This is a genomic window from Massilia brevitalea (genome assembly GCF_030711405.1).
Taxonomy (GTDB): domain Bacteria; phylum Pseudomonadota; class Gammaproteobacteria; order Burkholderiales; family Burkholderiaceae_D; genus Telluria; species Telluria brevitalea.
Genome location: NZ_JAULSI010000003.1, coordinates 1 through 23,286, shown reverse-complemented (window position 1 = coordinate 23,286; position 23,286 = coordinate 1). Strand labels below are relative to the sequence as shown.

Here is a 23,286-nt window from a genome sequence, read left to right as displayed (position 1 = left end):
CATGGCCGACCACATCCACTCCAGCGCCATCGTCGACGCCGGCGCCACCCTCGGCGCCGGCACCCGGGTCTGGCACTTCGCCCACGTCTGCGCCGGTGCGCAGGTCGGCGCCGGCTGCTCGCTCGGCCAGAACGTGTTCGTCGCCAACGACGTCGTCATCGGCGACCGCGTCAAGATCCAGAACAACGTCTCGGTCTACGACGCCGTCACCCTGGAAGACGACGTCTTCTGCGGCCCAAGCATGGTGTTCACCAACGTGCACAACCCGCGCGCTGCCGTCGAGCGCAAGCACGAGTACCGGCGCACACGGGTGAAACGTGGCGCCACCATCGGCGCGAACGCCACGGTCGTCTGCGGCGTTACGGTCGGCGAATACGCCTTTGTCGGCGCCGGCGCCGTGGTCACGCGCGACGTGCCGGACTACGCCCTGGTGGCCGGCGTGCCGGCGCGCCAGATCGGCTGGATGAGCCGCCACGGCGAGCGCCTGCCGCTGCGCCTGGGCGGCAACGGCGAAGCCCTGTGCCCGCATACCGGCGACCTTTATCTGCTCCAGGACGGCGTCTGCATGCGCGTTCCCGAAGCCCAGGCCTGACACCTCCCACACGGACACCCGGACCATCATGGAATTCATCGACCTGAAAGCCCAGTACGCCGCCTCGCGCGCATCGATCAACGCCCGCATCCAGGCCGTGCTCGACCACGGCCAGTACATCCTTGGCCCGGAAGTGGCCGAACTCGAGGCGCGCCTGGCCGACTACACCGGCGCACGCCACTGCATCACGGTCGCTTCCGGCACCGAGGCCCTGCTGATCGCCCTGATGGCGCTCGGCATCCGTCCCGGCGACGAAGTCATCACGACACCGTTTTCCTTCATCGCCACCGCCGAGGTCATCGTGCTGCTCGGCGCCACGCCGGTGTTCGTCGACATCGACCCGGCCACCTGCAACATCGCACCCGGCCTGATCGAGGAACGGATCACGCCGCGCACGCGCGCCATCATGCCGGTGTCGCTGTATGGGCAGCCGGCCGACATGGACGAAATCAACGCCATTGCCACGCGCCACGGGCTGGCCGTGATCGAAGACGCCGCGCAAAGCTTCGGCGCCACCTACCGCGGACGCCAGAGCTGCAACCTGTCGACGGTCGGCTGCACCAGCTTCTTCCCAAGCAAGCCGCTGGGCTGCTACGGCGACGGCGGCGCCCTGTTCACGAGCGACGACGCGATCGCGGCCGCCGCGCGCGAAATCCGCGTGCACGGCCAGTCGCGCCGCTACGTGCACACCCGCGTCGGCGTCGGCGGGCGCATGGACACCCTGCAATGCGCGATCGTGCTGGCCAAGCTTGAGCGCTTCGACTGGGAGCTGGGCCAGCGCCAGCGCGTGGCCGACGGCTACGAGGCCCTGCTCTCGGGGCGCCTGCAGCTGGTCGGCCAGGCGCGCGACCGCAGCAGCGTGCACGCCCAGTACACGGTGGTGGTTGAGGAGCGCGAGCGCGTCCAGGCCCAGCTGCAGGCGGCCGGGATTCCCACCGCCGTGCACTACCCGGTACCGATGCACCTGCAGCCGGCCTACGCCCACCTGTCCAGCGCCGACGCCTGCCCGGTGGCCAGCAGCATGGCCGCACGCGTGCTGAGCCTGCCGATGGGTCCCTACTTCGACGACGCCAGCGCGCGCCGCGTGGCCCAGACCCTGCTGCAGTCGCTGCGCATTCCGGTTCCGGCGCCGGAGGGGGGATCGAACGCGGCGTCCGCTGCTGCTTCTGATGCGGCGTCCGCTGCTGCTTATGATGCGGCGTCCGATACGGCGGCTGCCGCAGCCACCCTCACAGCGAGCGCCGCTACAGCATGAAGCTGCATCCGCCGACCTTCTGGAAGCACGTGATGACGGTGCTGGGCGGCGCGCTCGGCGCCCAGGCCCTGCCACTGCTGGCGGCGCCGCTGATCACGCGCCTGTGCACGCCGGCCGACATGGGCGCCTTCAGTTTGTGGCTAGCCATCGTGGCGGTCACCACCATCGGCGCCACGCTGCGCATGGAAACGGCGATGATCCTCGACCACGACACCGAGCAGCAGCGCACCTGCTTCGGCGTGGTGCTGTACTCGGCCACCATCACCGCGGTGATCGTCACCGCGCTCACCGTCGGCGCCCACCTGGTCGACGTGCCGGCAATCCGCCAGCTGACCTGGCCGGCGCTGCTCACGGTTGGTATCGGCACCTGGCTGACGGCCAACATGCAGACTACGCTCGCCTATGCCACCTCGCACAATGCCTTCGGCAAGGCGGCGCGCGCCAAGGTTTGGGGCGCCGGCACCATCGCCGTGGCCCAGCTGGTGCTGCTGTTCGTCGGCGTCGGCGGCGTGGCCCTGCTGGCCGGGCAACTGATCGGCCTGTTCACCGGCCTGATGATGGCGCGCCACTTCCTGCAACCGCCGCCGGCGCGCATCGGCTGGACACCCGGCCCGGAAGCGCGCGCCTACCTGGCGCGGCACCGCAACTTCTGGCGCTATGCGCTGCCCTCGAACCTGCTCAACAACCTGGTCGGCCAGCTGCCGCTGTTCCTGATCGGCATGCGCCACGGCGCCATGGCGGCCGGTTTGTACGCCCTGACCCAGCGCGTGCTGGCCGCACCGATATCCCTGCTGGCGGCCTCGGTGCTGGAAGTATTCAAGCGCCAGTCGGTGCACGAGTTCCAGACCGTCGGCAACTGCAAGCAGGCCTACCGCTACACTTTCAAGGTGCTGATGCTGCTGGGCCTGGCGCCCTCGCTGACCCTGCTGCTGTTCTCGCCCCACCTGTTTGCCTGGGTCTTCGGCCCGGCCTGGCGCGAAGCCGGCGAGCTGGCGCAGATCCTGGCGCCGCTCTATTTCCTGAACTTCGTCGCCAGCCCGCTCAGCTACGTGTTCTTCGTCACCGGCAAGCAGAACGTCGATTTGTGGTGGCAGCTGACCCTGTTCGTGATGACGGTGAGCGCCTTTGTCATTCCCGGCTCGCTGCACGACAACGTGCTCTGGTATGCGATCGGCTATTCCTCGCTGTATTTCGTCTACCTGCACATGTCCTGGCAGTGCTCCCAGAACCGGCTGGCCACAGCATGAACACCCACGCCGCCGCCATTCCGGCCTTGCACCCGCGCGTGCGCTCAAGCTCGCGGCCGCTTTCCTCGCGGCGCGAGCAGGCCACCCTGCTGACGGCGTTCTTCCTGCTGTTCCCGGGATTTTTCTTCTATCACACCCTGCTCGGCACCGGCACCACCGGCGCCTTCCTGGGCGGCTATTTTGCCCCGATCTCGGTGCTGTTCGCACTGCCGCTCACCCTGGTCTACATCAAGCGCATGCGGCGCGACCCGCGCCGCTTCCACCTGGTCGATCTGCATCTTGGCCTGTTCCTGCTCTACTTCGCCGCCGTCATCGTCGTGAACGCGGCGGCCGGGGCGAACCGCACCATCGTCGGCAACCACATCCTGGGCTGCCTGTTCATCTTCAACATGTTCGTGATCGCCAGCTTCCTCGACTTCGCCGGCCTCCCCTTCCGCATTGTCGGGTTGCTCAGCCTGGCCGGGATGTCGGCGGTCGCCTTTTCCTATTCGGTGGACGGGGTGTTCTACCTCGGCGCCATGGGCATCGCCAAGGATGCGGACGCGCTCGCCACCTATCAGGGTTTCGCGCGCTCCTACCTGATCACCTTCCTGCCGGTCATCGCGTTCACCCGGTCACTGCCGCTGCGCCTGCTGCTGCACGCGGTCGGCGCCGCCACCCTGTTCGTGAACACCGCGCGCAGCGAGTTCGCGGCCCTGATGTTCGTGATTCCCATCATCGAGTTCTATTACTCGCGCCACAAGCTGCACTTCATCCTCTGCGGCCTGATCCTGTTCTTCGTGATCCATTTGTACTTCGACCGCATCCTGGCGGCGCTGCCCGACAACCGCATCCTCGAGCTGCTCGATCTGTCGCACTCGACCTCGGCCAACAAGCGCCACTACCTGACCGTGCACGCGGTGCAGACCATCCTGGCCCATCCCCTGCTCGGCGACTATGCCAGCTACAAACCAGGCTACTACTCGCACAACGTGCTCTCGGCCTGGGTCGACCTCGGCTTCTTCGGCATCGCCTACCTGAGCCTGGTGACCATCGTGCCGATCATTCCGATGTTTATCCGCGAATACTTCGCCCCTCGCCACTGCGGCAACTTCCTGCTCGGCTTTTCGATGGCCTGCGTCACCGTCCTGCTGCTGATCACCTCCCACTACTTCACCGACATGCTGATCGGCGCCACGCTGGGCGCCAGCTCCCGCTACTTCTATGAGAGGAAATATGCGAAAAATCGCACACCTGACCTCCGCCCACCCGCGCCACGACACCCGCATCTTCATCAAGCAATGTCGTAGCCTGGCCGCGCATGGGCATGACGTGAGCCTGGTGGTGGCGGACGGGGCCGGCCCCGAGCACGCCGACGGCGTGCGCGTGGTCGACGTCGGGCGCCTGCCCGGCCGCGTCAACCGCATGCTGCGCACCACCCGCCGCGTGCGCGATGCCGCCCTCGCCCTCGATGCCGACGTCTATCAGTTGCACGATCCCGAACTGATCCCCGTCGGCCTCAGCCTGAAGCGCCTGGGCAAGAAAGTGGTCTTCGATTCGCATGAAGACGTGCCTTCGCAGCTGCTGGCCAAGCCCTATCTCGGCAAGACCTCGGCGCGCCTGCTGTCGCAATCCTTCGGCGCCTACCAGCGCTTCGCCTGCAGCCGCTTCGATGGCGTGATCGCCGCCACCCCGACCATCCGCGACAAGTTCGTGCCCATCAATCCGCGCTCGGTCGACGTCAACAACTATCCGCTGGTGAGCGAATTCGATGTCGCCGCCGACTGGCGCGGCAAGCCGCCCCAGGTCTGCTATGTCGGCAGCATCTCGGCCATCCGCGGCATCCGCGAACTGGTGCGCGCCTGCGCGCTGCTGCGCTCGAACGCGCGCCTGGCGCTGGCCGGGCAGTTCGCCGAGACCGAGCTCGAGGCCGAGGTGCGCGGCTATCCGGGCTGGGACAAGGTCATCGCCCACGGCCACCTGGGGCGGGTGGGCGTGAACCGCGTGATGCGCGGCGCGATGGCCGGGCTGGTGACCCTGCACCCGGTGCTGAACTACCTCGATGCGCTGCCGGTGAAGATGTTCGAATACATGGCCGCGGGGATCCCCGTGATCGCCTCGCGCTTCCCGCTCTGGCGCAGCATCATCGACAAGCACGGCTGCGGGGTCTGCGTCGATCCGGGCGACCCGGCGGCAATCGCGGCCGCGATCGACCACCTGGTCCAGCACCCGGAACTGGCGGCGCGCATGGGGGAGAACGGCCGGCGTGCCGTAGAACAGCATTACAACTGGCTGCACGAATCCGAAAAGCTGATCGCCTTTTATGAAACGGTGTGATTGCACATGAACGCGGCGAAATCCATTACATCGCCATGGCATTGCGCTTTCTGATTGCGCATTCCACACGCAGAGTTAACCGGCTTCAAAGAACAATTTACCGACCGGATTTATTGTCTTATTAAACTGCCGAGCCGACACCATGAATCCCATACTGCATCATTACCGCCTGCTGTCCGATATTATCCGGCTCCCGGTAGCCCATCTTCATTTCGACTCAGCAATTCATCCTACGGATATCCGCGCCACCTACCGCTATTACACGAAACCGCATCCGCGCTATAAACTGATCCGGAATAAAACCATTGGCGCTGCCCTGCTCGACCTGGGCAGCCTGGGCAACCAGAACGACTACCTGGAATTCATCAAGGGAAAAAACGCCGGCGCCCACCATGCGCGGCGCGCCCGCGCACGCGGTTACCAGTTGCGCCACATCGACCGCAATGCGTATATCGACGACATCTACGCGGTCAATACTTCGCTGGAAGAACGCCAGGGCCGGCCGATGGACGCGAAATACCGCGAGAAATCCGCGGCATTCGATACGCTTGCGCATTTCAGCTATTACGGCGTGTTCAATGCCGAGAACCGCCTGGTAGCTTATGCGAATCTCGGCCATTACGGCAATTTCTCCTCGTTCTCGCAACTGATCGGCATCCGCAACAACGACGGCATCATGCACATGATGGTGGTCGACATCGTCGAGCAGTTATTTGCCCAGGGCCGCGCCCGCTACCTGATGTACGACACCTTCTTCGGCGCCCAGCCAGGTCTACAGACATTCAAGAAGATCCTTGGTTTTCGTCCTTATCGTGCCAGGTACACATTGCAATGATCAGTCTTTTGAATCGGCTGTATGCCGACTATTTCATGCCGACCAGGCTGGGCGAATATGGCGCCCTGCTGCGCGAGGCGCGCGACCGCGGTTATGTACAAATGACCGTGCGTAGCTTTTTCCGCCAGCTGGTGGCCGGGGATGGCGCAGTGCCGGGGCCGGCGGCGGCGCCAGCCAGGATCCTGGTGCACCGGCACGACATCGACAGCGATGTGCGGACGGCGCGCAAGATGTTTGAGCTGGAAACCCGGCATGGCGTCAGCGCCAGCTATTACTTCCGGCTCAGTACGCTCGATTTCGGCTTCATGCGCGAAATCGAGGCCGCCGGCGGCGAAGCCAGCTACCACTACGAGGAAGTGGCGGACTTCGCCAAGCGCCACCGCATCCGCTGCGCCAAGCTGATCCGCCAGCGCTTCCCCGAGATCCGCGAACTGTTCGTACGCAACTTCAACAGCATCGGCGAGCGGCTCGGCCTGCAGATGGTCACCGTGGCCAGCCACGGCGATTTCGCCAACCGGCGCCTGAACGTCATCAACCACGAACTGCTGCGCGACCCCGACCTGCGGCGCCGCTGCGGCATCGAGTGCGAATCCTACGACAACGAATTGCTGCGCCATTTCAACATGTACATCAGCGACCGCTCCTACCCGCACTTCTACCACCCGATGTCGCCCTTCGACGCCATCGAGCGGCACGAGCGCATCTGCTTCCTGACCCACCCGGTGCAATGGGAAACCAACTGGATCGAGAACACCCGCTGCAACGTCCGCCGACTGGCAGAGGAGATCGCATGGCGCGCCTGAACATTCTCCTGATCAACCATTACGCCGGCTCGGTACGCCACGGCATGGAGTACCGCCCCTATTATTTGGCACGCGAATGGGTGCGGCTCGGGCACCGCGTGCGTATCGTCGCATCCTCGACTTCGCACATCCGCGCCCAGGCGCCGGAAATGAACGGCCGCGCGCGGCTCGACCAGACCATCGACGGCGTCGACTACACCTGGTTCGCCACCCCTTTCTACCAGGGCAACGGGGCAGCGCGGGTGCGCAACATGGCCAGTTTCGTCTGGCGCCTGCTGCGCGAAGGACGCGCCCTCGCACGCGAGGTGCAGCCCGACATCGTCATCGCCTCCAGCACCTATCCGCTCGACATCTGGCCGGCGCGCCGCATCGCCCGCCTGGCCGGCGCGCGCCTGCTGTTCGAGCTGCACGACCTGTGGCCGCTGTCGCCGATGGAACTGGGCGGCTACTCGCGCTGGCGTCCCTTCATCATGCTGCTGCAAGCGGCCGAGAACTACGCCTGCCGCCATGCCGACGCCATTGTTTCGATCCTGCCCAAGGTGCGCGAACACCTGGAAGCGCACGGCATGGCGCCGCACAAATTGCACATCGTGCCGAACGGCGCCGATCCGGCCGAATGGCTGGCGGGCAGCGACTCCCTGGCGCCCGAAACCGAGCGGCGGCTGGCGGCGCTGCGCGCCTCGAACGATTGCATCGTCGGCTATGCCGGCACCCACGGCATCGCGAACGCCCTCGATACCCTGGTCGAAGCCGCCTCGCTGCTGCGCCACCGGCGCGTCGCCTTCGTGCTGGCCGGCGGCGGCCCCGAGAAGCAGCGCCTGCGCCTGCGCGCCCGCACCCTGGCGCTCGACAACATCCATTTCCTCGACCCGGTGCCGAAGCAGCAGGTGCCGGCCCTGCTGCGCCGCTTCGACCTCGCCTACATCGGCTGGAAGCGCCAGCCCCTGTACCGCTTCGGCATCGCACCGAACAAGCTGATCGACTACATGATGGCGGCGCGTCCGGTGGTGCACGCGGTCGAAGCCGGCAACGACCCGGTGGCCGACGCCGGCTGCGGGGTCACGGTCGCGCCCGAAGACCCGCAGGCCCTGGCCGCCGCCATCGAGGCGCTGATGGCAACCGCGCCCGCCGAGCGCGACGCCATGGGTCTGCGCGGCCAGCGCCACGCCCTTGCCCACCTCACCTATCCCGTCCTCGGACAACGCTTCTTGAGCGCCTGCACAGGAGACCCACAACATGGATGACCACCAGCTTGCCGGCAACGGCACACCCGACGCCGGGAGCACGACGCCGGCGCCCTTCCTCCCGTTTGCCTTGCCCGACATCGGCGACGAGGAAATCGCGGCCGTGGTCGAGTGCCTGCGCTCCGGCTGGGTCACCACCGGCCCCGCGACGCGCCGCTTCGAGGCGGCGTTTGCCGACTACCTGGGCGACGGCGTCCAGGCCATTTCCGTCAACTCGGCCACCGCCGGCCTGCATCTGGCGCTGGAAGCGCTCGGCATCGGGCCCGGCGACGAAGTCATCGTGCCGACCCTCACCTTCACTGCCACCGCCGAGGTGGTGCGCTACGTGGGGGCGCAGCCGGTGCTGGTCGATGCCGATCCGGTGACCCTGAACATGTCGCCGGCCGCCGTCGAGGCAGCGATCACGCCGCGCACGCGCGCCATCGTCCCGGTCCACTATGCCGGCATGGCCTGCGCCATGGACGAACTGCTGGCGATTGCGCGCGCCCACGGCCTGCGCGTGGTCGAAGACGCCGCCCACGCCTTCCCGACCCGTTACCGGGACCGCCTGGTCGGCACCCTGGACAGCGACATCACCGTCTTCAGCTTCTACGCCAACAAGACCATGACCACCGGCGAAGGCGGCATGGTGGTCGTGCGCGATCCCGGCCTGGCGCGCCGCATCCGCCTGATGCGCCTGCACGGCATCAGCCAGGATGCCTTCGACCGCTACGTCTCCAAGACCCCGGCCTGGTTCTACGAAGTCGTTGCCGCCGGCTTCAAGTACAACCTGACCGACATCGCCTCGGCCATCGGCCTGGAACAGCTGCGCAAGATCGACCGCTTCCTGGCGCGGCGCCAGCAGCTCGCGGCGCGCTACGACGCGGCCCTGGCCGGCCTGCCCCTGCTCCTGCCGCCGCGCCCAAGCAGCGATAGCACCCATGCCTGGCACCTGTACGTGGTGCGCCTGCGCGCCGAGGCGCCGCTGGGCCGCGACGAACTCATCCTGCGGCTGTCGCAACTGGGCATCGGCACCAGCGTGCACTTCATCCCGCTGCACCGCCAGCCCTACTGGCGCGAGAACTGCGCCTCGGACCCGGCCCGCTTCCCGGCTGCCGAGGCGGCCTATGGCGCCATGCTGACGCTGCCGCTGTACACGCGCATGCAAGACGCCGACCAGGACCGCGTCGTCGCGGCGCTGCAGAAGCTGCTGTCATGATGAAACGCGCCTTCGACCTGACGGCCGCAGCGCTGGGCGTGGTGCTGCTGCTGCCGCTGCTGGCCGCGATTGCGCTGTGGGTGAAGCTCGATTCGCGCGGCCCGGTGCTGTTTCGCCAGTTGCGCGTCGGACGCGGCGGCCAGCTGTTCGAGATCCTGAAGTTCCGTACCATGGCCGCCGCAAGCGACCCACAGCGCCAGCTCACCGTCGGGCGCGATCCGCGCATCACGCGCGCCGGCCACCTGCTGCGCCGGTACAAGCTCGACGAGCTGCCGCAGCTGATCAACGTCGTCGGCGGCTCGATGAGCCTGGTCGGCCCGCGTCCCGAAGTGCCGCGCTACGTCGCCTGCTATCCGCCGGCCCTGCGCGACCTGGTCCTGTCGGTCCAGCCCGGCGTGACCGACCTTGCCGCCATCCTGTACAAGGACGAGAGCAGCATCCTCGGCCAGGCAGCCGACCCCGAGCGTGCCTACATCGAGACCATCCTGCCGACCAAGCTCGAGTATTACGCCCGCTACGTCCGCGAACGCAGCTTCTGGGGCGACGTGCGCATCATCTTCCGTACGCTGGGCGCGCTTGCACATTGACAGGTGCGCAATGTCCTGGCCTCCCCTTTTCGAACTTGGCGACCTGACGCTGACCTTGCCGCTCGCCGCCGCCATGGCGGCCGGGCTGCTCGGCGCACGCGACTGGCGCGCCGGCATTGCCTGGGCCTGCCTGTTCGCGCTGGCGCTCGGCACGGTCGGCGCCGCCAAGCTGGCCTTCCTCGGCTGGGGCACCGGCGTGCCGGCGATCGATTTCAAGGCGCCGAGCGGCCATGCGGCCGGCGTCAGCGTGGTGTTCCCGACCCTGTTCTACCTGCTGCTGCGGCACGCGGGTGCGCGGCTGCGCCGTGCCGGCGCCGCGGCCGGCATCGTGCTCGGCGCCGTGGCCGCAGGCCTGCTGGTGTTCGCCGGCGAGCACAGCCCGGCGGAAGCCTGGGCCGGCTGGCTGGTCGGCTGCGGCGCCAGCCTGGCCGCCATCCGGCTCGCCGGGCCGGCGCCGGCCGCGCGGCCGTCCGCAGGACTCGTTTGCGCGCTGTTCGCCTTTGCCGGCGTGGCCTGGGCCATGCAGAGAGCGCAGGTCGGGTACTGGATGATCAAGGTCGCCCTCGCCCTGTCGGGCAATGCGCGCCCATTTCCCTGGGACAGCTGCAGCTGAGCCGTTCCTGTCTTGCGCCGCACTTTTGAGCCGTATTTTTATCGAGGAGAATGATCATGTCCATTGCAAGCTTTCACTGTCTGCGACAGAGCCAGCTGAACGAAAACGCGATGCAGTCGTTGTTGATGAACCTGCTGCGCGGCCTCGCCTCGCTGCAGGTTGCCGCAGCCCACCTGCGCGCCGAGATCTACCCCGGCCTGCGCGGACTGGAAGAACCCGGCCTGGGCTACATGGGCCTGGCCTTCTTCACCGGCTTCGCGCACCAGGCGGTGATGGTTTTCTTCCTGATCAGCGGCTGGCTGGTGGGCGGCAGCCTGCTCGACAAGATCGGCAAGCCCCAGGCCCTGCGCTCGTACGCCATCGACCGCGTGACGCGCCTGTGGACCGTCCTGCTGCCGATGCTGGTCATGATGCTGGGCATCGGCCTGGTGATCGGCAGCATCGCGCCCGAGCCGTCCGGGCTGGGCGCGTCCGACGAATTCTCGGCCTCCGCCTTCGCCGGCAACCTGTTCGGCCTGCAGACTATCCTGGTGGACAAGTTCGGCGGCAATTATCCGCTCTGGAGCCTGGCCAACGAAACCTGGTACTACATCCAGTTTCCGCTGCTGGTGCTGGTGTTTACCGGTCGTGGCATCCTGCGTCCGCTTGCCGCCGCCGCTGCGCTGGCGCTCACCGTGGCCTTCCTGCCCTACGTGATGACCCTGTACTTCGGCATCTGGCTGCTGGGCGCCGCCTTCTCGCGCATCCGCATCGACTGCGGCTTCTGGACCCGCATCGCCGTGCTCGCGGTGGCCATGGCCGTATCGGTGTACTACCGGCTCACCGGGGTCAACGACGACATCCTGCCCGAGTCCTTCGGCCAGGACCTGATCTGCACGATCCCGATCGTGCTCCTGCTGGCCTCGATGCACGCGCCGATCGACCGCAATTCGGTTTTCCTGCGCCGCCTCGGCGCCATTGGCAAGCACTTGTCCGAGTTCTCCTTCACCCTGTACGTGCTGCACGTGCCGGTGATCGACCTCATCCAGCATATCGGCCTGACGCAATTCGGCCGCGAAAAGCTCGACCCCGGCAGCGCCGCCGATTTCGCGATCTACTTCGGTGTACTCGGCATCCTGATGCTGTCGGCCTGGCTCTCCTACCTGGTATTCGAGCGCAACACCTACCGGGTACGCCGCCTGGTCAAGCGCCTGCTGCTGCAGCCGCAAGGCAAGCCGGTGGCCAAGCCGATGCTCTTCCCTAAATAAGTATCATGCAGCCGGTCTGGCCGGTGCGCCTGTTCATTCCGGACAGGCGCACCGGGGTTGTTCTTGCGTCCTCAAGCTGGGGCTAGCGCAACCGCTTCCATCGGCCAGTCAGGCTGGAGCGGCTGGGCGCGTGGCGGCTGCATTATCCAGCTGTGCCGCTCGTCCAGCCCCCCTGCTTGCCCGGCCAGCGCCCTCCGCCCCTTTCCCCTCGAAGTCCCTCATCCGGCATACAGGCGCCGATATACCATACGAAAAGACGGGTCGCGCCATCGCAAACCAAGACAAATGGAAATTGGCCCATGGCCACCCTGCTCGCTGCACCGGATATCTGACATCTGTGTGGCATCGAGAGGCTCCGTATGGCACCGGACGGACGATGCGCCGCAGCGCCACCCTGGCCACAGAGAACCGTGACAAGGCATGGCGGCGCCGGCAGCGCCGCATGCAAGCGGTGGGCGGCACGCTTGGGAGGCTGCATGCGGCGCCTGGCGTGCCCCACGCGGGAGCGCAGGCGCCGCTCCTTCCGGTCAGGCCACCCGGTCGCTCATGCCACGTAGCCGATCTGCGCCGTCGCTGCGCCATACTGGGCGGCGCTGGCGCCCAGGCGCAGGGCCATGTCGTTGAACAGCACCCCCTGCGGCGAAATCCCTGCGTGGTTCAGGCGCTTGACCGACTCGTTGATCTGCCCTTCGGTGGTAATGCCGGCGCGCGCCACGATGAACACGGCGCCGGCATGCGCACCGATGATCAGGGCGTCGGCCACGGCCAGCAACGGCGGCGGATCGAGCAGTACCAGGTCGTATTGCTTGCTGACGGACTCGAGCATGGCGCCGAAGTTCAGGTGCAGCAGGAATTCCGAGCGGTTCGGCGGCAATTCCCCGGTCGGAATGAAGTCGAGGTTTTCCATGACGTCGTGGTGGATGATGTCCTCGACCGGCATCGAGCCGATGATCGAGCGCGACAGGCCGCGCTCGCGGGCGACGCCGAAGTAGCGGTGCAGGTGGCCATTGCGCAGGTCGGCGTCGATCAGCAGCACGCGCTTGCCACTGGCAGCCATCACGGCGGCGAAGTTGGCCGCGACAAAGGACTTGCCGATGTCGCGCGTCGGCCCGGCGAACATCACGATGTTGTTCTTGAAGTGGGGCATGGCGAACAGCAGCGCGGCGCGGAAGCTGCGCAGGCTCTCGACCGCCGGATCTTCCGGCAGGATCTGGGCCAGCAGCGGCAAGGCCCCGCCATCGCCGCGCGCCTTGCGCAGCAGCTTGTCCTGGTTGCCGCTGTGCGGGATGGTGGCATACACGACGCGGGCATTGAGCAGCTGCTCGATTTTTTGCGGGTCGTCAATGCCGCCCTTCATGGCCTTGCGCCCAAAGGCGAGCAGCGTGCCGAGGAACAGCCCGGTGATCACGGCCAGGGCCACGATCAGCGGCCGGTTCGGCTTGAGTGGACGCTCGGGTGCGATCGGCGCGTCGACCAGGCGCACGTTGCTGACGCGGCCGACGGAAATCAGGCGCAGCTGCTGGGCCGTGTTCGACAGGGCCGTGTACAAATCGGTGTTCACCTTGATGTCGCGCGTCAGGCGCGCTTCATCCTGCTCGAGCACCGGCAGCGTGCGGATGCGCGCGGCAATCGCTTCGATTTCGGCGTCGACTTCCTTGCGCTGGCGGTTGACGGCGGCAACGATCGGGTGATCCTCGGTGAAGCGCGCCAGCAGCTCGGTCTTCTTCTGCATCAGCTCGATGCGGCGCGCGCGCGCCGCGGTGGCCTGGGCCAGGCTGACGCGCGCTTCCTCGCGCAGGTCGACGGTGCCATGCGAATTGCGGAACTGGTTGTAGCGGTCTTCGGACTGCTCGAGCTGGCGCTTCAGGATCGGCAGCTGCTTGTTCAGGAAAGCGAGCGACTTCTCGGCTTCCTCGGTCTTGCGCGCCAGGTTCTGGCGCATGTATTCGCGCCCGATCTCGCTCAGCAAGGCATTGATGCGCTTGGCATTTTCCCCCTGCAGCTTGACCTCGATCACGCCGGACTGCTTGCCCTGCTCGGTGATCACCATGGCGGTCTGGATCGCCTGGATGGTGCCGAGGCGTGATTTGCGCTTCAGGCGAAAGCGCGCGCCCGGGTTCGCAGTCATGCGGTCGACCTTGATTTCGACGGTGCCGTCGGGTGTGGGCACGCGGTAGCGCTGACCGACCGTGCCTTCGAAGGCGACGCGCTGGCCGCCGCCGGAGAAGTGGTAGCGGTTGACGCCGCGCGCGGTCAGGGTGAATTCGCGGTTGAGCCAGGATTCGGGTACGTCGAACACCGAGACCTCGGCCCTTTCGCCGCCCCATACGTAGCCGCCATAGCCGAACAGGCCGGGCGTGGCCAGTGCGCCATTGTTCTGGGTAGCGAACCAGTAGCCGACCACCGGGAAATATTTCGGCTGCACCTCGATGTAGAGCTGGAGGTTGTCGACCGCCTGCGACACGACCATGCGCGAACGCAGCAGCTCCATCTCGGCGATCGCGGCCTTCTTGGTCTCGAACAGCGACGATGCCTCGCTCAGGATGTTCTTCGAGGCGTTCGGGCTTTCTTCCTCGACGTGGATCATCAGGTTGGCTTCATACACCGGCTTGGCGACCAGCGCGTACAGCACCGCCAGCAGCGTGATCAGGGCGGTGATGCCGCCGATCAGCCAGCGGCTGTCGTACAAGGTATTGAAGTGTCCTTTCAGGTCGACGGTCGGCTCGTCGGTGGCACTGACCGTTGGACGCGGATCGAAAGGCACGCTCAGGATCGGCGGGCTGTGGGCGACGTGGGCCAGCGAATGGTTGTCGGCAGGTTTGGTCATGGTGTTCTCCGTATGCTTCGAGTGTTCCCCGATAGGGCGCCGATTGCCGTCAGGGCCGGGTGCTGACGCCGACCGCGTTGGTCAGCGCGCCCGGGAAGAGCAGACTCAGATGGCGGTTCCAGTTGGCCAGCGGCGAAGCGGCCACGTACACCACGTCCTTCGGCCGCAGTTCGAAGGATTCGGCCATCGCCAGCGAGCCGGTGACGCGGGCATCGAGCTGGAACACGCGGGTGCGTTCGGGCGTCTTGCGCACCACGTAGATCTGGCGCGCGTCGCCGCTCAGGGGACTGACCCCGCCGGTCTCGCCGAGCGCCTCGTTGAGCGTGAGGCGGCCGTTGTGCATGGTGAGCGCGCGCGGGGTGACGACCTCGCCCGACACGAAGACCTTGCTCTCGTCGCGCGAATGCACACGCACCACGTCGCCCGGCGCCAGCATGACGTTGCCGGGGTTGATGCCCTTCTGCACCAGTTCACGCAAATTGATGCTGTAGCGCGCGTCTCCGCGTTCGAGGGCGATGCGGCTCTGGTCGGCCGAGGGCAGCAGGCCACCAGCGCGGTTCAGTGCTTCCACCAGGGTCATGGGGATGTCGTTGATGGCCTGCAGGCCGGGTGACTTGACCTCGCCGTCGATGTAGACGCGCTTGCTGCGGTAGGCCTGCACGCGCAGCGTGATGTTTGGGTTGGCAATGTACTTGGCGATCTTTTGCGTCAGCAGCGCGCGCGCTCCGTCTTCGGTCAGGCCCTCGACCGGCAGCAGGCCGGCGAAGGGAAACTGGATGCGGCCCTGGTGGTCGACCACGAAGCCGGGCTGCTGCGCATTCGCGGTGGCGCCGGCCACGGCCACGGCGGCGTCCGACGAGGCGGTGGCGGCGGTCATGCCGCCGGCGGCCAGCTCGGGATGGTCCCAGACCACGATCGAGAGGATGTCGCCACGGCCGATGGTGTATGGCGGCGGGTGCGCCACCAGCAGCTTCGACAGGTCCTGGTTGCCGCGCGCGGCGGCCGCCTGCTGCTCGGCGGCAATCAGCTGCTCGGTGATCAGTTCGGTGGGGGGCGCTGCTTCAGCGCTGCCGGCCTCGGAGTGGAAACGCGGTCCGCCGGTGCAGCCGCTCAGCGCCAGGGTCAACACGAGCGCCAGCGCCAGCGCAGGGACGCGGGAATAGACGCGGGAGTGGACGAGCGCAGGCGCGCACGTACGGCCTGCGCCGAAAATGCGCAGACGCAAAATTTCTGTTGGTAAATTCATGAGCTTGCCTATGAAAATGAAGCGCCTTGTCTGGCTGACCAAGCCAGCGTAAGGCGTCCACCACAGGCAGCTTTGCTGCAAATCAAACGGCAGGCTCAGGTAGCGCGCGGGGCCGTGGGGCGGCGCCCGGATGCGCTGCGAATATGCGCCTTGCGCGCTCAGCGCACCTCTTCTAGCAGCTTCAGGTTCTCGGCGAAGGTCCAGATCCGGCGGATCTCGATGACATCGAAACGCGCCGCCACGTTCGGCGGAAACGCGGCGTAGCGCGCATTCAGGTGCACGATGCGGCGTATCGCCTCGTCGGTGTCCTGGCGTCCGCTCGAACGCAGGATGACGACCTCGTCGATGCTGCCGTCGCTGCGCACCGCCACGCTGACCAGCGGGTCGTAGCGGGCCGGCGCCGGCGCCACGCGCATCTGGATCTGCGCGGCGGTGCGTTCGATTTTTTGGCGGAAGCTGTCGACATACATGCGCACAGGAACGTCCCGCTCGTCCGCGGCGACGGCGATACGGCGCGCAGCCGCGCGCGCCGCGCGCAAGGCCGCCGGCGGATTGGCCGGGATATCGATACCACGCATCATCTCGCGTGCGCGCAGGGCGAGGTCGCTGCCGAGCATGCTCCGCGGGACGCTAGCGGAATTGCCGGCGCCGCCGGCGCCACTGCCGTGCCCGGCGCCGGCGTCCAGGCCAGGATCGAAGGCGCTGCCGGCGCCAGGCTGGCTGGCACGGTCGGCCAGGGCCGTCCGCGCGGCTTCGTGGCGTGCATTCTCAAGAGCACGCTGGCGCTCGGCCTGCTCTGCCTGCCGCGCTTGCTGCGCTTGCTGCGCCTGCTGCGCTTGCTGCGCTTGCTGCGCTTGCAAATATTCCTGCACCTTTTGCTGGGCAAGCTGCCCGGCGCGGCGTGCCGCCTCTTCCTCCCGCTGCTGCGCCTGCTGTTCGGCCAGGCGGCGCGCGGCGTCGGCTTGCTGACGGCGTTCCAGCGCCAGGCGTTCGGCTTCCTGCTCGGCGGCACGGCGCGCGCTGGCAAGCTCGGCCTCGCGCACGCGCCGTTCTTCATCGAGGCGCTGCCGGGCCAGCTCGCGCAGTTGCTCTTCCTCACGCTGCCGTGCCAGTGCGCGCGCACGCTGCTGTTCTTCTTCGCGCTGCTGGGCCAGCGAGCGCTGGCGTTGCTGTTCTTCCTCGCGCTGCTGGGCCAGTGCACGCTCGCGCTGCAGGGCTTCCGCGCGCTGCCGCTCGGCCAGCGCCTGCTGTTCGGCAAATGCACGCGCCGCGGCTTCCTGCTCCCGTTGCGCGGCCAGTTGGCGTTCGCGTACCTGGATCGCTTCCCGCTCGCGCTGCGCCTGCGCCAGGCTTTGCTCGGCGGCGTCGCGTGCGCTGTCCTCGGCCGCACGCGCCTGGACGAGGCGGCGTTCTTCGTCGGCACGCTGGCGCTGTGCATCCTGTTCCTGAGCGCGCAGGCGATCCTGCCGGCGCGCCTCTTCCATCCTGCGTTCGTCGGCGAGCCGTGCATCCTGCCCGGCCGCCAGGCGCGCAGCGGCAAGCCGTTCCTCTTCTTCACGCGCCAGACGCTGCGCTTCCTCGGCGGCAATGCGCTCTGCCTCCTGCTCGCGCGCCAGCGCCTCGGCTGCGGCGGGCGCTTCGGCGTCGGGCGGGTCGTCCTGGGCAAGCGTCTTCGTGTCGGGCTCAGCCTGGACCAGCTCGGGCGCCGGATCGGGCGCCATATCGGGCGAGTCCTCCGGAACCAGCTCAGGAGGCGGCAGCTTGAACAGGGAATCGGCGTCGTCCAGCTGGGCGATGACCGGCGTCTCCAGCCCCGGCTGCAAGGGCGGCGGACCAGGACGGGGGCGGCGCCGCTTTGCCGCTTGCCGCACGGGCTTGGCCGGCGCCGGCGGCGGCGCCAGCGGCACTGGATCGCGCAGCTGGAACCCGGACGACGGCGGCCGTGGCGCCCGTGCCGCGACAAGCGGCGGCACGGGCTGCGTCGTTAGCTCAGGAGCAGGAGCCACAGGAGACAGGGGCGCAGGAATGGCAGGCGATGCGGACACCGGCGCCGGCAAGTCCCCGACGACAGGCGGCGCCACAGGCGCCAGCGTGACCGTGATCGGCCCCGCGCTCCCCGCCTCCATGCCCGGCACGCCGAACTGGATGGCCAGGATCACGCCATGCGCGAGCAGCGACAGCCCGAGGCCGGCCAGCATGCGGCGGTTGGCGCGATCAGGAGCGCGCGGAGCGGAGGCGGCGTCGGTCATGCGCGGGGGCGGTATGGATGAGCTCACAGCTTAACGTTTACTTAAGGAACACTGCGCACGCTAGCATTCCATGGGCACGTGGACAATACTGGAAACAGATTGGCGACGAAGGAGAAGCTGCATGCATCCAGGTTTCATTTTCGCGACAGGCATCGAGAACAGCAATCCCACCATCAACGGTGGCCGTACCCGGATGGACGAGCTCGAGAAATGCGGCCACTACCAGCACTGGAAGCTCGACTTCGACCTGGTCCAGGAACTCGGCCTGCGCGTGCTGCGCTACGGCCCGCCGCTGCACCGCTGCTACCTCGGCCCCGAGCGCTACGACTGGGAATTCGCCGACCTCACCTTCAATGACCTGCGGCGCCGGAACATCGCGCCGATCGTCGACCTCTGCCACTTCGGCGTGCCCGACTGGATCGGCAACTTCCAGAATCCCGATTTTCCCGAACTGTTCGCGGACTACGCCGGCGCCTTTGCACGCCGCTATCCCTGGGTGCAGATGTACACGCCGATCAACGAAATGTGGATCTGCGCCGTGTTCTCCACCCTCTACGGCTGGTGGAACGAGCAGATGCGCACCGACGCCGCTTTCGTGACGGCCATCAAGCACGTGGTAAAGGCGAACATCCTGGCCATGCACGCGATCCTGAAAGTGCGTCCGGACGCCCTGTTCATCCAGAGCGAGTCGACCGAATACTTCCACGCCGAGGCGCCCGACGCCATCGGCCCGGCCGAGGTCAACAATGCGCGCCGCTTCCTGGCGCTCGACCTGAACTATGGGCGGCGGGTCGATTCCGAGATGTACGAATACCTGCTGGACAACGGCATGACGCGCGAGGAATACCACTTCTTCCTCCAGCACAACCTGAAGCACCACTGCATCATGGGGAACGACTATTACCAGACCAACGAGCACTATGTATCGGCCGACGGCATGACGCGCGCAGCCGGCGAGATCTTCGGCTATGCGGTCATTACCCACCAGTACTACAACCGCTACCGCCTGCCGGTAATGCACACGGAGACCAACCTGTGCCAGGGTCTGGCCGGCGACGAAGCCGTGTATTGGCTGAAGAAGGAATGGGCAAATGTCCTGCGGGTGCGCAACAACGGGGTGCCGCTGATCGGCTTCACCTGGTATTCGCTCACCGACCAGGTCGACTGGGACACTGCCCTGCGCGAGGACAACGGCAACGTGAATGCCCTCGGCCTGTTCGACCTCGACCGCAAGATCCGGCCCGTGGGCGTGGCCTACCGCGAACTGGTACGCGCCTGGGAAGCCGTGCTGCCGACCAAGAGCATCTGCCTGCAGGTGCCAGTGGTGATGCCGCACGAATACGACTCCGAGCTGTCGACCATCGACCCGGGGTCGCCGGTCGGCGGCAGCCTGCTGGGCCAGTAAGCGGCCCGGCGCTCAGCGCTGGCGCGGCGTGAAGGTATAGCTTTCGCCGTGCTGCAGGTAGACGACGCCCTCCTCCAGCCCGGCCGCTTTCACCTCGCGTGCGAAATCGGCCAGCGGCGACTTGAATACGTCGTAGTCGTTGTAGTGGATCGGGATCGCCTTTTTCGGGCGGACGATCTGCAGCATCTGCACGCCATCCTTGCCGTCCATGGTCACCTTGAATACGCCCAAGATGCGGGTGCCGCCCAGGTGCAGCAGCGCCAGGTCGATGCCCGGGAAGCGCTGCGGAATGGCCTGGATGTCGTCGTAGACCAGGGTATCGCCGCTGATGTACATGCGGTAGTCCGGCGCATCGGCGTTGGCGCCGAAGTCGAGCACGCTGCCCATCACCTTCGGCAGCAGCACCGAAACCCCGGCTGCACCATGGCGCCCGGGGGCGGCGGTGATGCGCACGCGTGCCCCGCCCTTGATCACCTCGAGCCGGTCCCAGACACTGAGGGCGAAGCGCTGGGTAAAGCCGAGGCGCTTCAGCGCTTCGCTGGCTTCCTTGTTGGTGACGATCGGCGTGTTGCGCGGCAGCTTTTCCTGGACCAGCTTGTCGAAGTGGTCGTCATGCATGTGCGACAGGATCACCAGGTCGATTGGGGGCAGCTTGTCGAAATCGATGGCGGGATTCGTGCGCCGCTGCGAGGTCAGGCCATAACCGAGATGCACGTGCTCGCCCTTGTGCAGGAAATTCGGGTCGGTCATGATGGTCAGGCCGCGGTAGCGGATCAGGACCGTGGCGGTGCCGATGAACTGCACGTTGCCGTTCTGCTCGCCCGCAGCAGCCGCGTCGCCGGCCGGCAGCTTCAGCGTATAAGTGTCGGCGGTTTGCACCTCCTGGGCGGACACGCCGCCAGCCAGGCCGCAGACCAGGACAAGAAACAGGACGGTGCTTCCCAACAGACGACAAAAAGACATACCCACTCCGTAATGGCCGGCCCGGCATGGGCGCGCGATGTCGGAACGCTATCATGAAGCCCAGCAGGGCGGCGTTTGTTTGCAAACAGACAGGTCATGCGTTGCGGCCGCTGGCTGGACGCCTGCAGGCACTGTGCTTTGCTACCCCGCCAGCGCTATACTTGCAGAGTTTGCCATTTCATCAACCACGACCGCTTGCCCGGACACTCCACGGACTTCCTTATGCCTATGACCCGACGTCTCCTTTCCCGCGCAGTCATGCTCGCCACCCTGGCCAGCGCCGCGTCGCTCGCTTCCGCAGCCACCCCGTCGGCGCCGACCGCTGCGGCACCGGCAGCAGCAGCGCCGATCCTCGACCGCATCTCGGCCACGGCCATGCGCGGCAATCTGGCCTTCCTGGCCTCGGATGCACTGGAAGGACGCGGTACGCCCTCGCGCGGACTCGACATCGCGGCCGAATTCATCGCCTCGCAATTCCGCGCCGCCGGCCTGGAACCGCTGGGCGACGAGCCCTACTTCCAGACCGCCGACTGGAACCAGGTCAACCCGCGCCGCGACAAGAACGCCGCCCCAACGGCGCCCGCCAAGGTGCGCAACGTGGTCGGCATCCTGCGTGGCTCGGACCCGGTACTGAAGGACAGCTACATCCTGGTGACGGCCCACTACGATCACGTGGGTATGAAGCCGGGCGAAGGCGACGGCATCTTCAACGGCGCCAACGACGACGGCAGCGGCACGGTGTCGGTGATCGAACTGGCCAAGGCCTTTGCCGCCAACAAGGAACGCCCAAAGCGCAGCATCGTCTTCATGACGGTGTTCGGCGAAGAACATGGCCTGGTCGGCTCGCGCTACTACGGCGCCAATCCGCTGGTGCCGATCGAAAAGACCGTGGCCGGCATCAACATCGAACAGGTGGGCCGCACCGACGACAGCGAAGGCCCGCAGCAGCGCGCGTTTGCCGTCACTGGTTATGACTTCTCGGACGTCGGCGATATCCTGAAAAAGGCAGGCGATCAGACGGGCATCAAGGTCTGGAAGCATCCGGTGAACAGCGACAAGTATTTCGCGCACAGCGACAACCAGGCGCTGGCCGACCAGGGCATCCCGGCGCACACGGTGAGCGTGGCCTATGCCTTCCCCGACTACCATGGCGCGGGCGACCATTGGGACAAGATCGATTACGAAAACATGGCGGCGGTCGATCGGACGGTGGCGCTGGCGATCTGGAACATCGCCAACAGCAGCGAGGCGCCGAAGTGGAGCAAAAGCAATCCGAAAGCGGCCAAGTACCTGGGCGTGCAGGAAGGGCGCCGCTGATCGGCGCGGACGCGCAGCCGGGGGCAATCTCGTCCGGCTGCGCGTAGCGGCCTGCGCCGGCGAAGCGTCTGGCAGATGCAATAAGGAGAAAATGACTTGGCCTGCCCAGCTGGGTTCGAACCAGCGACCCTCAGCTTAGAAGCCACAAGGACCAGCTACATCTGCTGATGCTTGCCAGTACTTTGTCATTGATTTCACTAGCCTTTTGGGGAGCTAGACGATACCCTTGTGCTACCCAAAATATGCCGAAATGCGCCCTCCTGGTAGCATAGTGGTAGCACATGAATCAAAATGGCCTCTGAAAAAATCCCGTTTACTAAGTCAGCACTAACAACGACAGTCCCGCCTGCGACCGGTCGCACATCGATCTCCGACGAGCAGACTCGGGGACTTGTCCTCTACGTCCAAACGAGCGGAGCAAGGACGTTCTACGTCTACCGCAAGATCGGTGGCAGACCGCTACGAATTTTGTTAGGCCGCTTTTCGTCTGCCTTACCGGAAACACGGGATTTCCCAGCAGGAACTGACCCGCTATCAGTCGTCGGAAACAGTGCAGAGTTGAACATTCGGATGGCAAGAAAACTGGCCGATGCGGTCAACGCCTCACTCGACAAAGGCATTAACCCAGCATCAAATGCTCGGCAAGCACGAGAAAAGCACCAAAATGAAATGACGTTACGTCAGGCGTTTGATAAGTACTTTACTGATCACTTGATCGCCCATGAAAAACGCTCCGCCGAACTCATGAGGGACGATTTTGCTCGGTATATTGGCAAAGTAGCACCGGGCCAGAAAAAGCTAAGGGGAAAGGAACGGCAGAAATCACCTGGTTCCATTGACTGGGAGGACCGCAAACTCTCGGCTATTTCATCGGCAGACGTCCGCCATATGATGATTTGTATCAAAGACAATACCGGTTCAAGAACTGCAAATCGGGCCTACGTCCTGCTTCGTTCGCTCTACAACAAGGTCATTGCTTGGAAGCTGTACTCCGGAGAAAATCCTTGCGACGGCATTGATAAGTTCAAGGAAGTTAGCCGGGACCGGTATGTCACGGGCGACGAACTTCCCCGTTTTTTAGCGGCCATAGAAAAACATGAGCATCAAGATTTTAAAGACTTCATACTTTTATCGCTGTTCACAGCGGCGAGGCGCCAGAATGTCCTGGCGATGCGTTGGCAAGACCTAAATTTTCACGGAGGCATTTGGACCGTGCCGGGTGAGTTTTCGAAGAACGGGTCCGCGTTAACTATTCCAATAACGGATTATGTTAGAGAAATACTGGAAAGGCGGAAGGCTAACTGTCAAGTCCCGTTTGATCGTAAACGCGTTTAACGAATAA

At 65.9% G+C, this 23,286-nt stretch carries 19 protein-coding genes; 15 read left to right on the top strand and 4 right to left on the bottom strand.

All coding sequences use genetic code 11. The features are described 5' to 3' along the window. Nucleotide 1: 1 nt before the first annotated feature. The 12 genes from QWL29_RS02080 (at nucleotide 2) to QWL29_RS02025 (ending at nucleotide 11,937) form a co-directional block, all read left to right on the top strand. Nucleotides 2-592, top strand: a complete 591-nt coding sequence (locus tag QWL29_RS02080) for an acyltransferase (RefSeq protein ID WP_305821232.1) — start codon at nucleotides 2-4, stop codon at nucleotides 590-592. Between the two features lie 28 nt (nucleotides 593-620). Next, the gene (locus QWL29_RS02075) at nucleotides 621-1,847 is read left to right on the top strand and encodes a DegT/DnrJ/EryC1/StrS family aminotransferase (protein ID WP_305821231.1); all 1,227 of its coding nucleotides are present in this window, start codon (nucleotides 621-623) and stop codon (nucleotides 1,845-1,847) included. Continuing rightward, on the top strand, nucleotides 1,844-3,094 hold the full coding sequence (locus QWL29_RS02070) for a lipopolysaccharide biosynthesis protein (protein ID WP_305821230.1): 1,251 nt from the start codon (nucleotides 1,844-1,846) through the stop codon (nucleotides 3,092-3,094). Before QWL29_RS02075 ends, QWL29_RS02070 begins: the two co-directional genes overlap by 4 nt. Further along, complete coding sequence (locus QWL29_RS02065; RefSeq protein WP_305821229.1) at nucleotides 3,091-4,383, top strand: hypothetical protein; 1,293 nt, start codon at nucleotides 3,091-3,093, stop codon at nucleotides 4,381-4,383. The genes QWL29_RS02070 and QWL29_RS02065 overlap by 4 nt, the downstream gene beginning before the upstream one ends. Further along, complete coding sequence (locus tag QWL29_RS02060; RefSeq protein ID WP_305821228.1) at nucleotides 4,310-5,410, top strand: glycosyltransferase family 4 protein; 1,101 nt, start codon at nucleotides 4,310-4,312, stop codon at nucleotides 5,408-5,410. Before QWL29_RS02065 ends, QWL29_RS02060 begins: the two co-directional genes overlap by 74 nt. A 142-nt stretch (nucleotides 5,411-5,552) precedes the next feature. Next, nucleotides 5,553-6,245 carry a hypothetical protein gene (locus tag QWL29_RS02055; protein WP_305821227.1) on the top strand — a complete coding sequence of 231 codons (693 nt, stop codon included), beginning with the start codon at nucleotides 5,553-5,555 and terminating at the stop codon, nucleotides 6,243-6,245. Then, nucleotides 6,242-7,048, top strand: a complete 807-nt coding sequence (locus tag QWL29_RS02050; RefSeq protein ID WP_305821226.1) for a hypothetical protein — start codon at nucleotides 6,242-6,244, stop codon at nucleotides 7,046-7,048. The genes QWL29_RS02055 and QWL29_RS02050 overlap by 4 nt, the downstream gene beginning before the upstream one ends. Then, on the top strand, nucleotides 7,036-8,292 hold the full coding sequence (locus QWL29_RS02045) for a glycosyltransferase family 4 protein (protein WP_308634753.1): 1,257 nt from the start codon (nucleotides 7,036-7,038) through the stop codon (nucleotides 8,290-8,292). The genes QWL29_RS02050 and QWL29_RS02045 overlap by 13 nt, the downstream gene beginning before the upstream one ends. Beyond that, nucleotides 8,285-9,490 (top strand): DegT/DnrJ/EryC1/StrS family aminotransferase, encoded by a 1,206-nt coding sequence (locus tag QWL29_RS02040; RefSeq protein ID WP_305821225.1) that lies wholly within the window; start codon nucleotides 8,285-8,287, stop codon nucleotides 9,488-9,490. The genes QWL29_RS02045 and QWL29_RS02040 overlap by 8 nt, the downstream gene beginning before the upstream one ends. Next, entirely contained in the window at nucleotides 9,487-10,077 is a 591-nt protein-coding gene (locus QWL29_RS02035) for a sugar transferase (RefSeq protein ID WP_305821224.1), read from the top strand. The genes QWL29_RS02040 and QWL29_RS02035 overlap by 4 nt, the downstream gene beginning before the upstream one ends. Nucleotides 10,078-10,087: 10 nt before the next feature. After that, a complete protein-coding gene (locus tag QWL29_RS02030) occupies nucleotides 10,088-10,690 on the top strand; it encodes a phosphatase PAP2 family protein (RefSeq protein WP_305821223.1) in 603 nt (200 codons plus the stop codon). Nucleotides 10,691-10,800: 110 nt separating this feature from the next. Then, nucleotides 10,801-11,937, top strand: coding sequence for an acyltransferase family protein (locus QWL29_RS02025; protein ID WP_305821222.1), 1,137 nt, complete (start codon nucleotides 10,801-10,803; stop codon nucleotides 11,935-11,937). 544 nt (nucleotides 11,938-12,481) lie between these two features. On the opposite strand, the gene QWL29_RS02020 is transcribed toward QWL29_RS02025, so the two are convergent. From QWL29_RS02020 to QWL29_RS02010, 3 genes are all read right to left on the bottom strand, one after another. After that, the gene (locus tag QWL29_RS02020) at nucleotides 12,482-14,764 is read right to left on the bottom strand and encodes a polysaccharide biosynthesis tyrosine autokinase (protein ID WP_305821221.1); all 2,283 of its coding nucleotides are present in this window, start codon (nucleotides 14,762-14,764) and stop codon (nucleotides 12,482-12,484) included. A gap of 49 nt (nucleotides 14,765-14,813) precedes the next feature. Then, nucleotides 14,814-16,010 (bottom strand): polysaccharide biosynthesis/export family protein, encoded by a 1,197-nt coding sequence (locus QWL29_RS02015; protein WP_305821220.1) that lies wholly within the window; start codon nucleotides 16,008-16,010, stop codon nucleotides 14,814-14,816. Nucleotides 16,011-16,168: 158 nt separating this feature from the next. Beyond that, nucleotides 16,169-18,259, bottom strand: coding sequence for a hypothetical protein (locus QWL29_RS02010; protein ID WP_305821219.1), 2,091 nt, complete (start codon nucleotides 18,257-18,259; stop codon nucleotides 16,169-16,171). 121 nt (nucleotides 18,260-18,380) lie between these two features. On the opposite strand from QWL29_RS02010, the gene QWL29_RS02005 reads away from it, so the two are divergent. After that, nucleotides 18,381-19,664 (top strand): family 1 glycosylhydrolase, encoded by a 1,284-nt coding sequence (locus QWL29_RS02005; RefSeq protein WP_305821218.1) that lies wholly within the window; start codon nucleotides 18,381-18,383, stop codon nucleotides 19,662-19,664. A gap of 12 nt (nucleotides 19,665-19,676) precedes the next feature. Here the strand turns inward: QWL29_RS02005 and QWL29_RS02000 are convergent, their stop codons facing one another. Next, nucleotides 19,677-20,627 (bottom strand): MBL fold metallo-hydrolase, encoded by a 951-nt coding sequence (locus tag QWL29_RS02000; protein ID WP_305821217.1) that lies wholly within the window; start codon nucleotides 20,625-20,627, stop codon nucleotides 19,677-19,679. A 258-nt stretch (nucleotides 20,628-20,885) separates the two neighbouring features. On the opposite strand from QWL29_RS02000, the gene QWL29_RS01995 reads away from it, so the two are divergent. Both QWL29_RS01995 and QWL29_RS01990 read left to right on the top strand, forming a co-directional pair. After that, nucleotides 20,886-21,944 carry a M28 family peptidase gene (locus QWL29_RS01995; RefSeq protein ID WP_305821216.1) on the top strand — a complete coding sequence of 353 codons (1,059 nt, stop codon included), beginning with the start codon at nucleotides 20,886-20,888 and terminating at the stop codon, nucleotides 21,942-21,944. Nucleotides 21,945-22,235: 291 nt separating this feature from the next. Then, entirely contained in the window at nucleotides 22,236-23,279 is a 1,044-nt protein-coding gene (locus QWL29_RS01990; protein ID WP_305821215.1) for a tyrosine-type recombinase/integrase, read from the top strand. Nucleotides 23,280-23,286 lie beyond the last annotated feature (7 nt).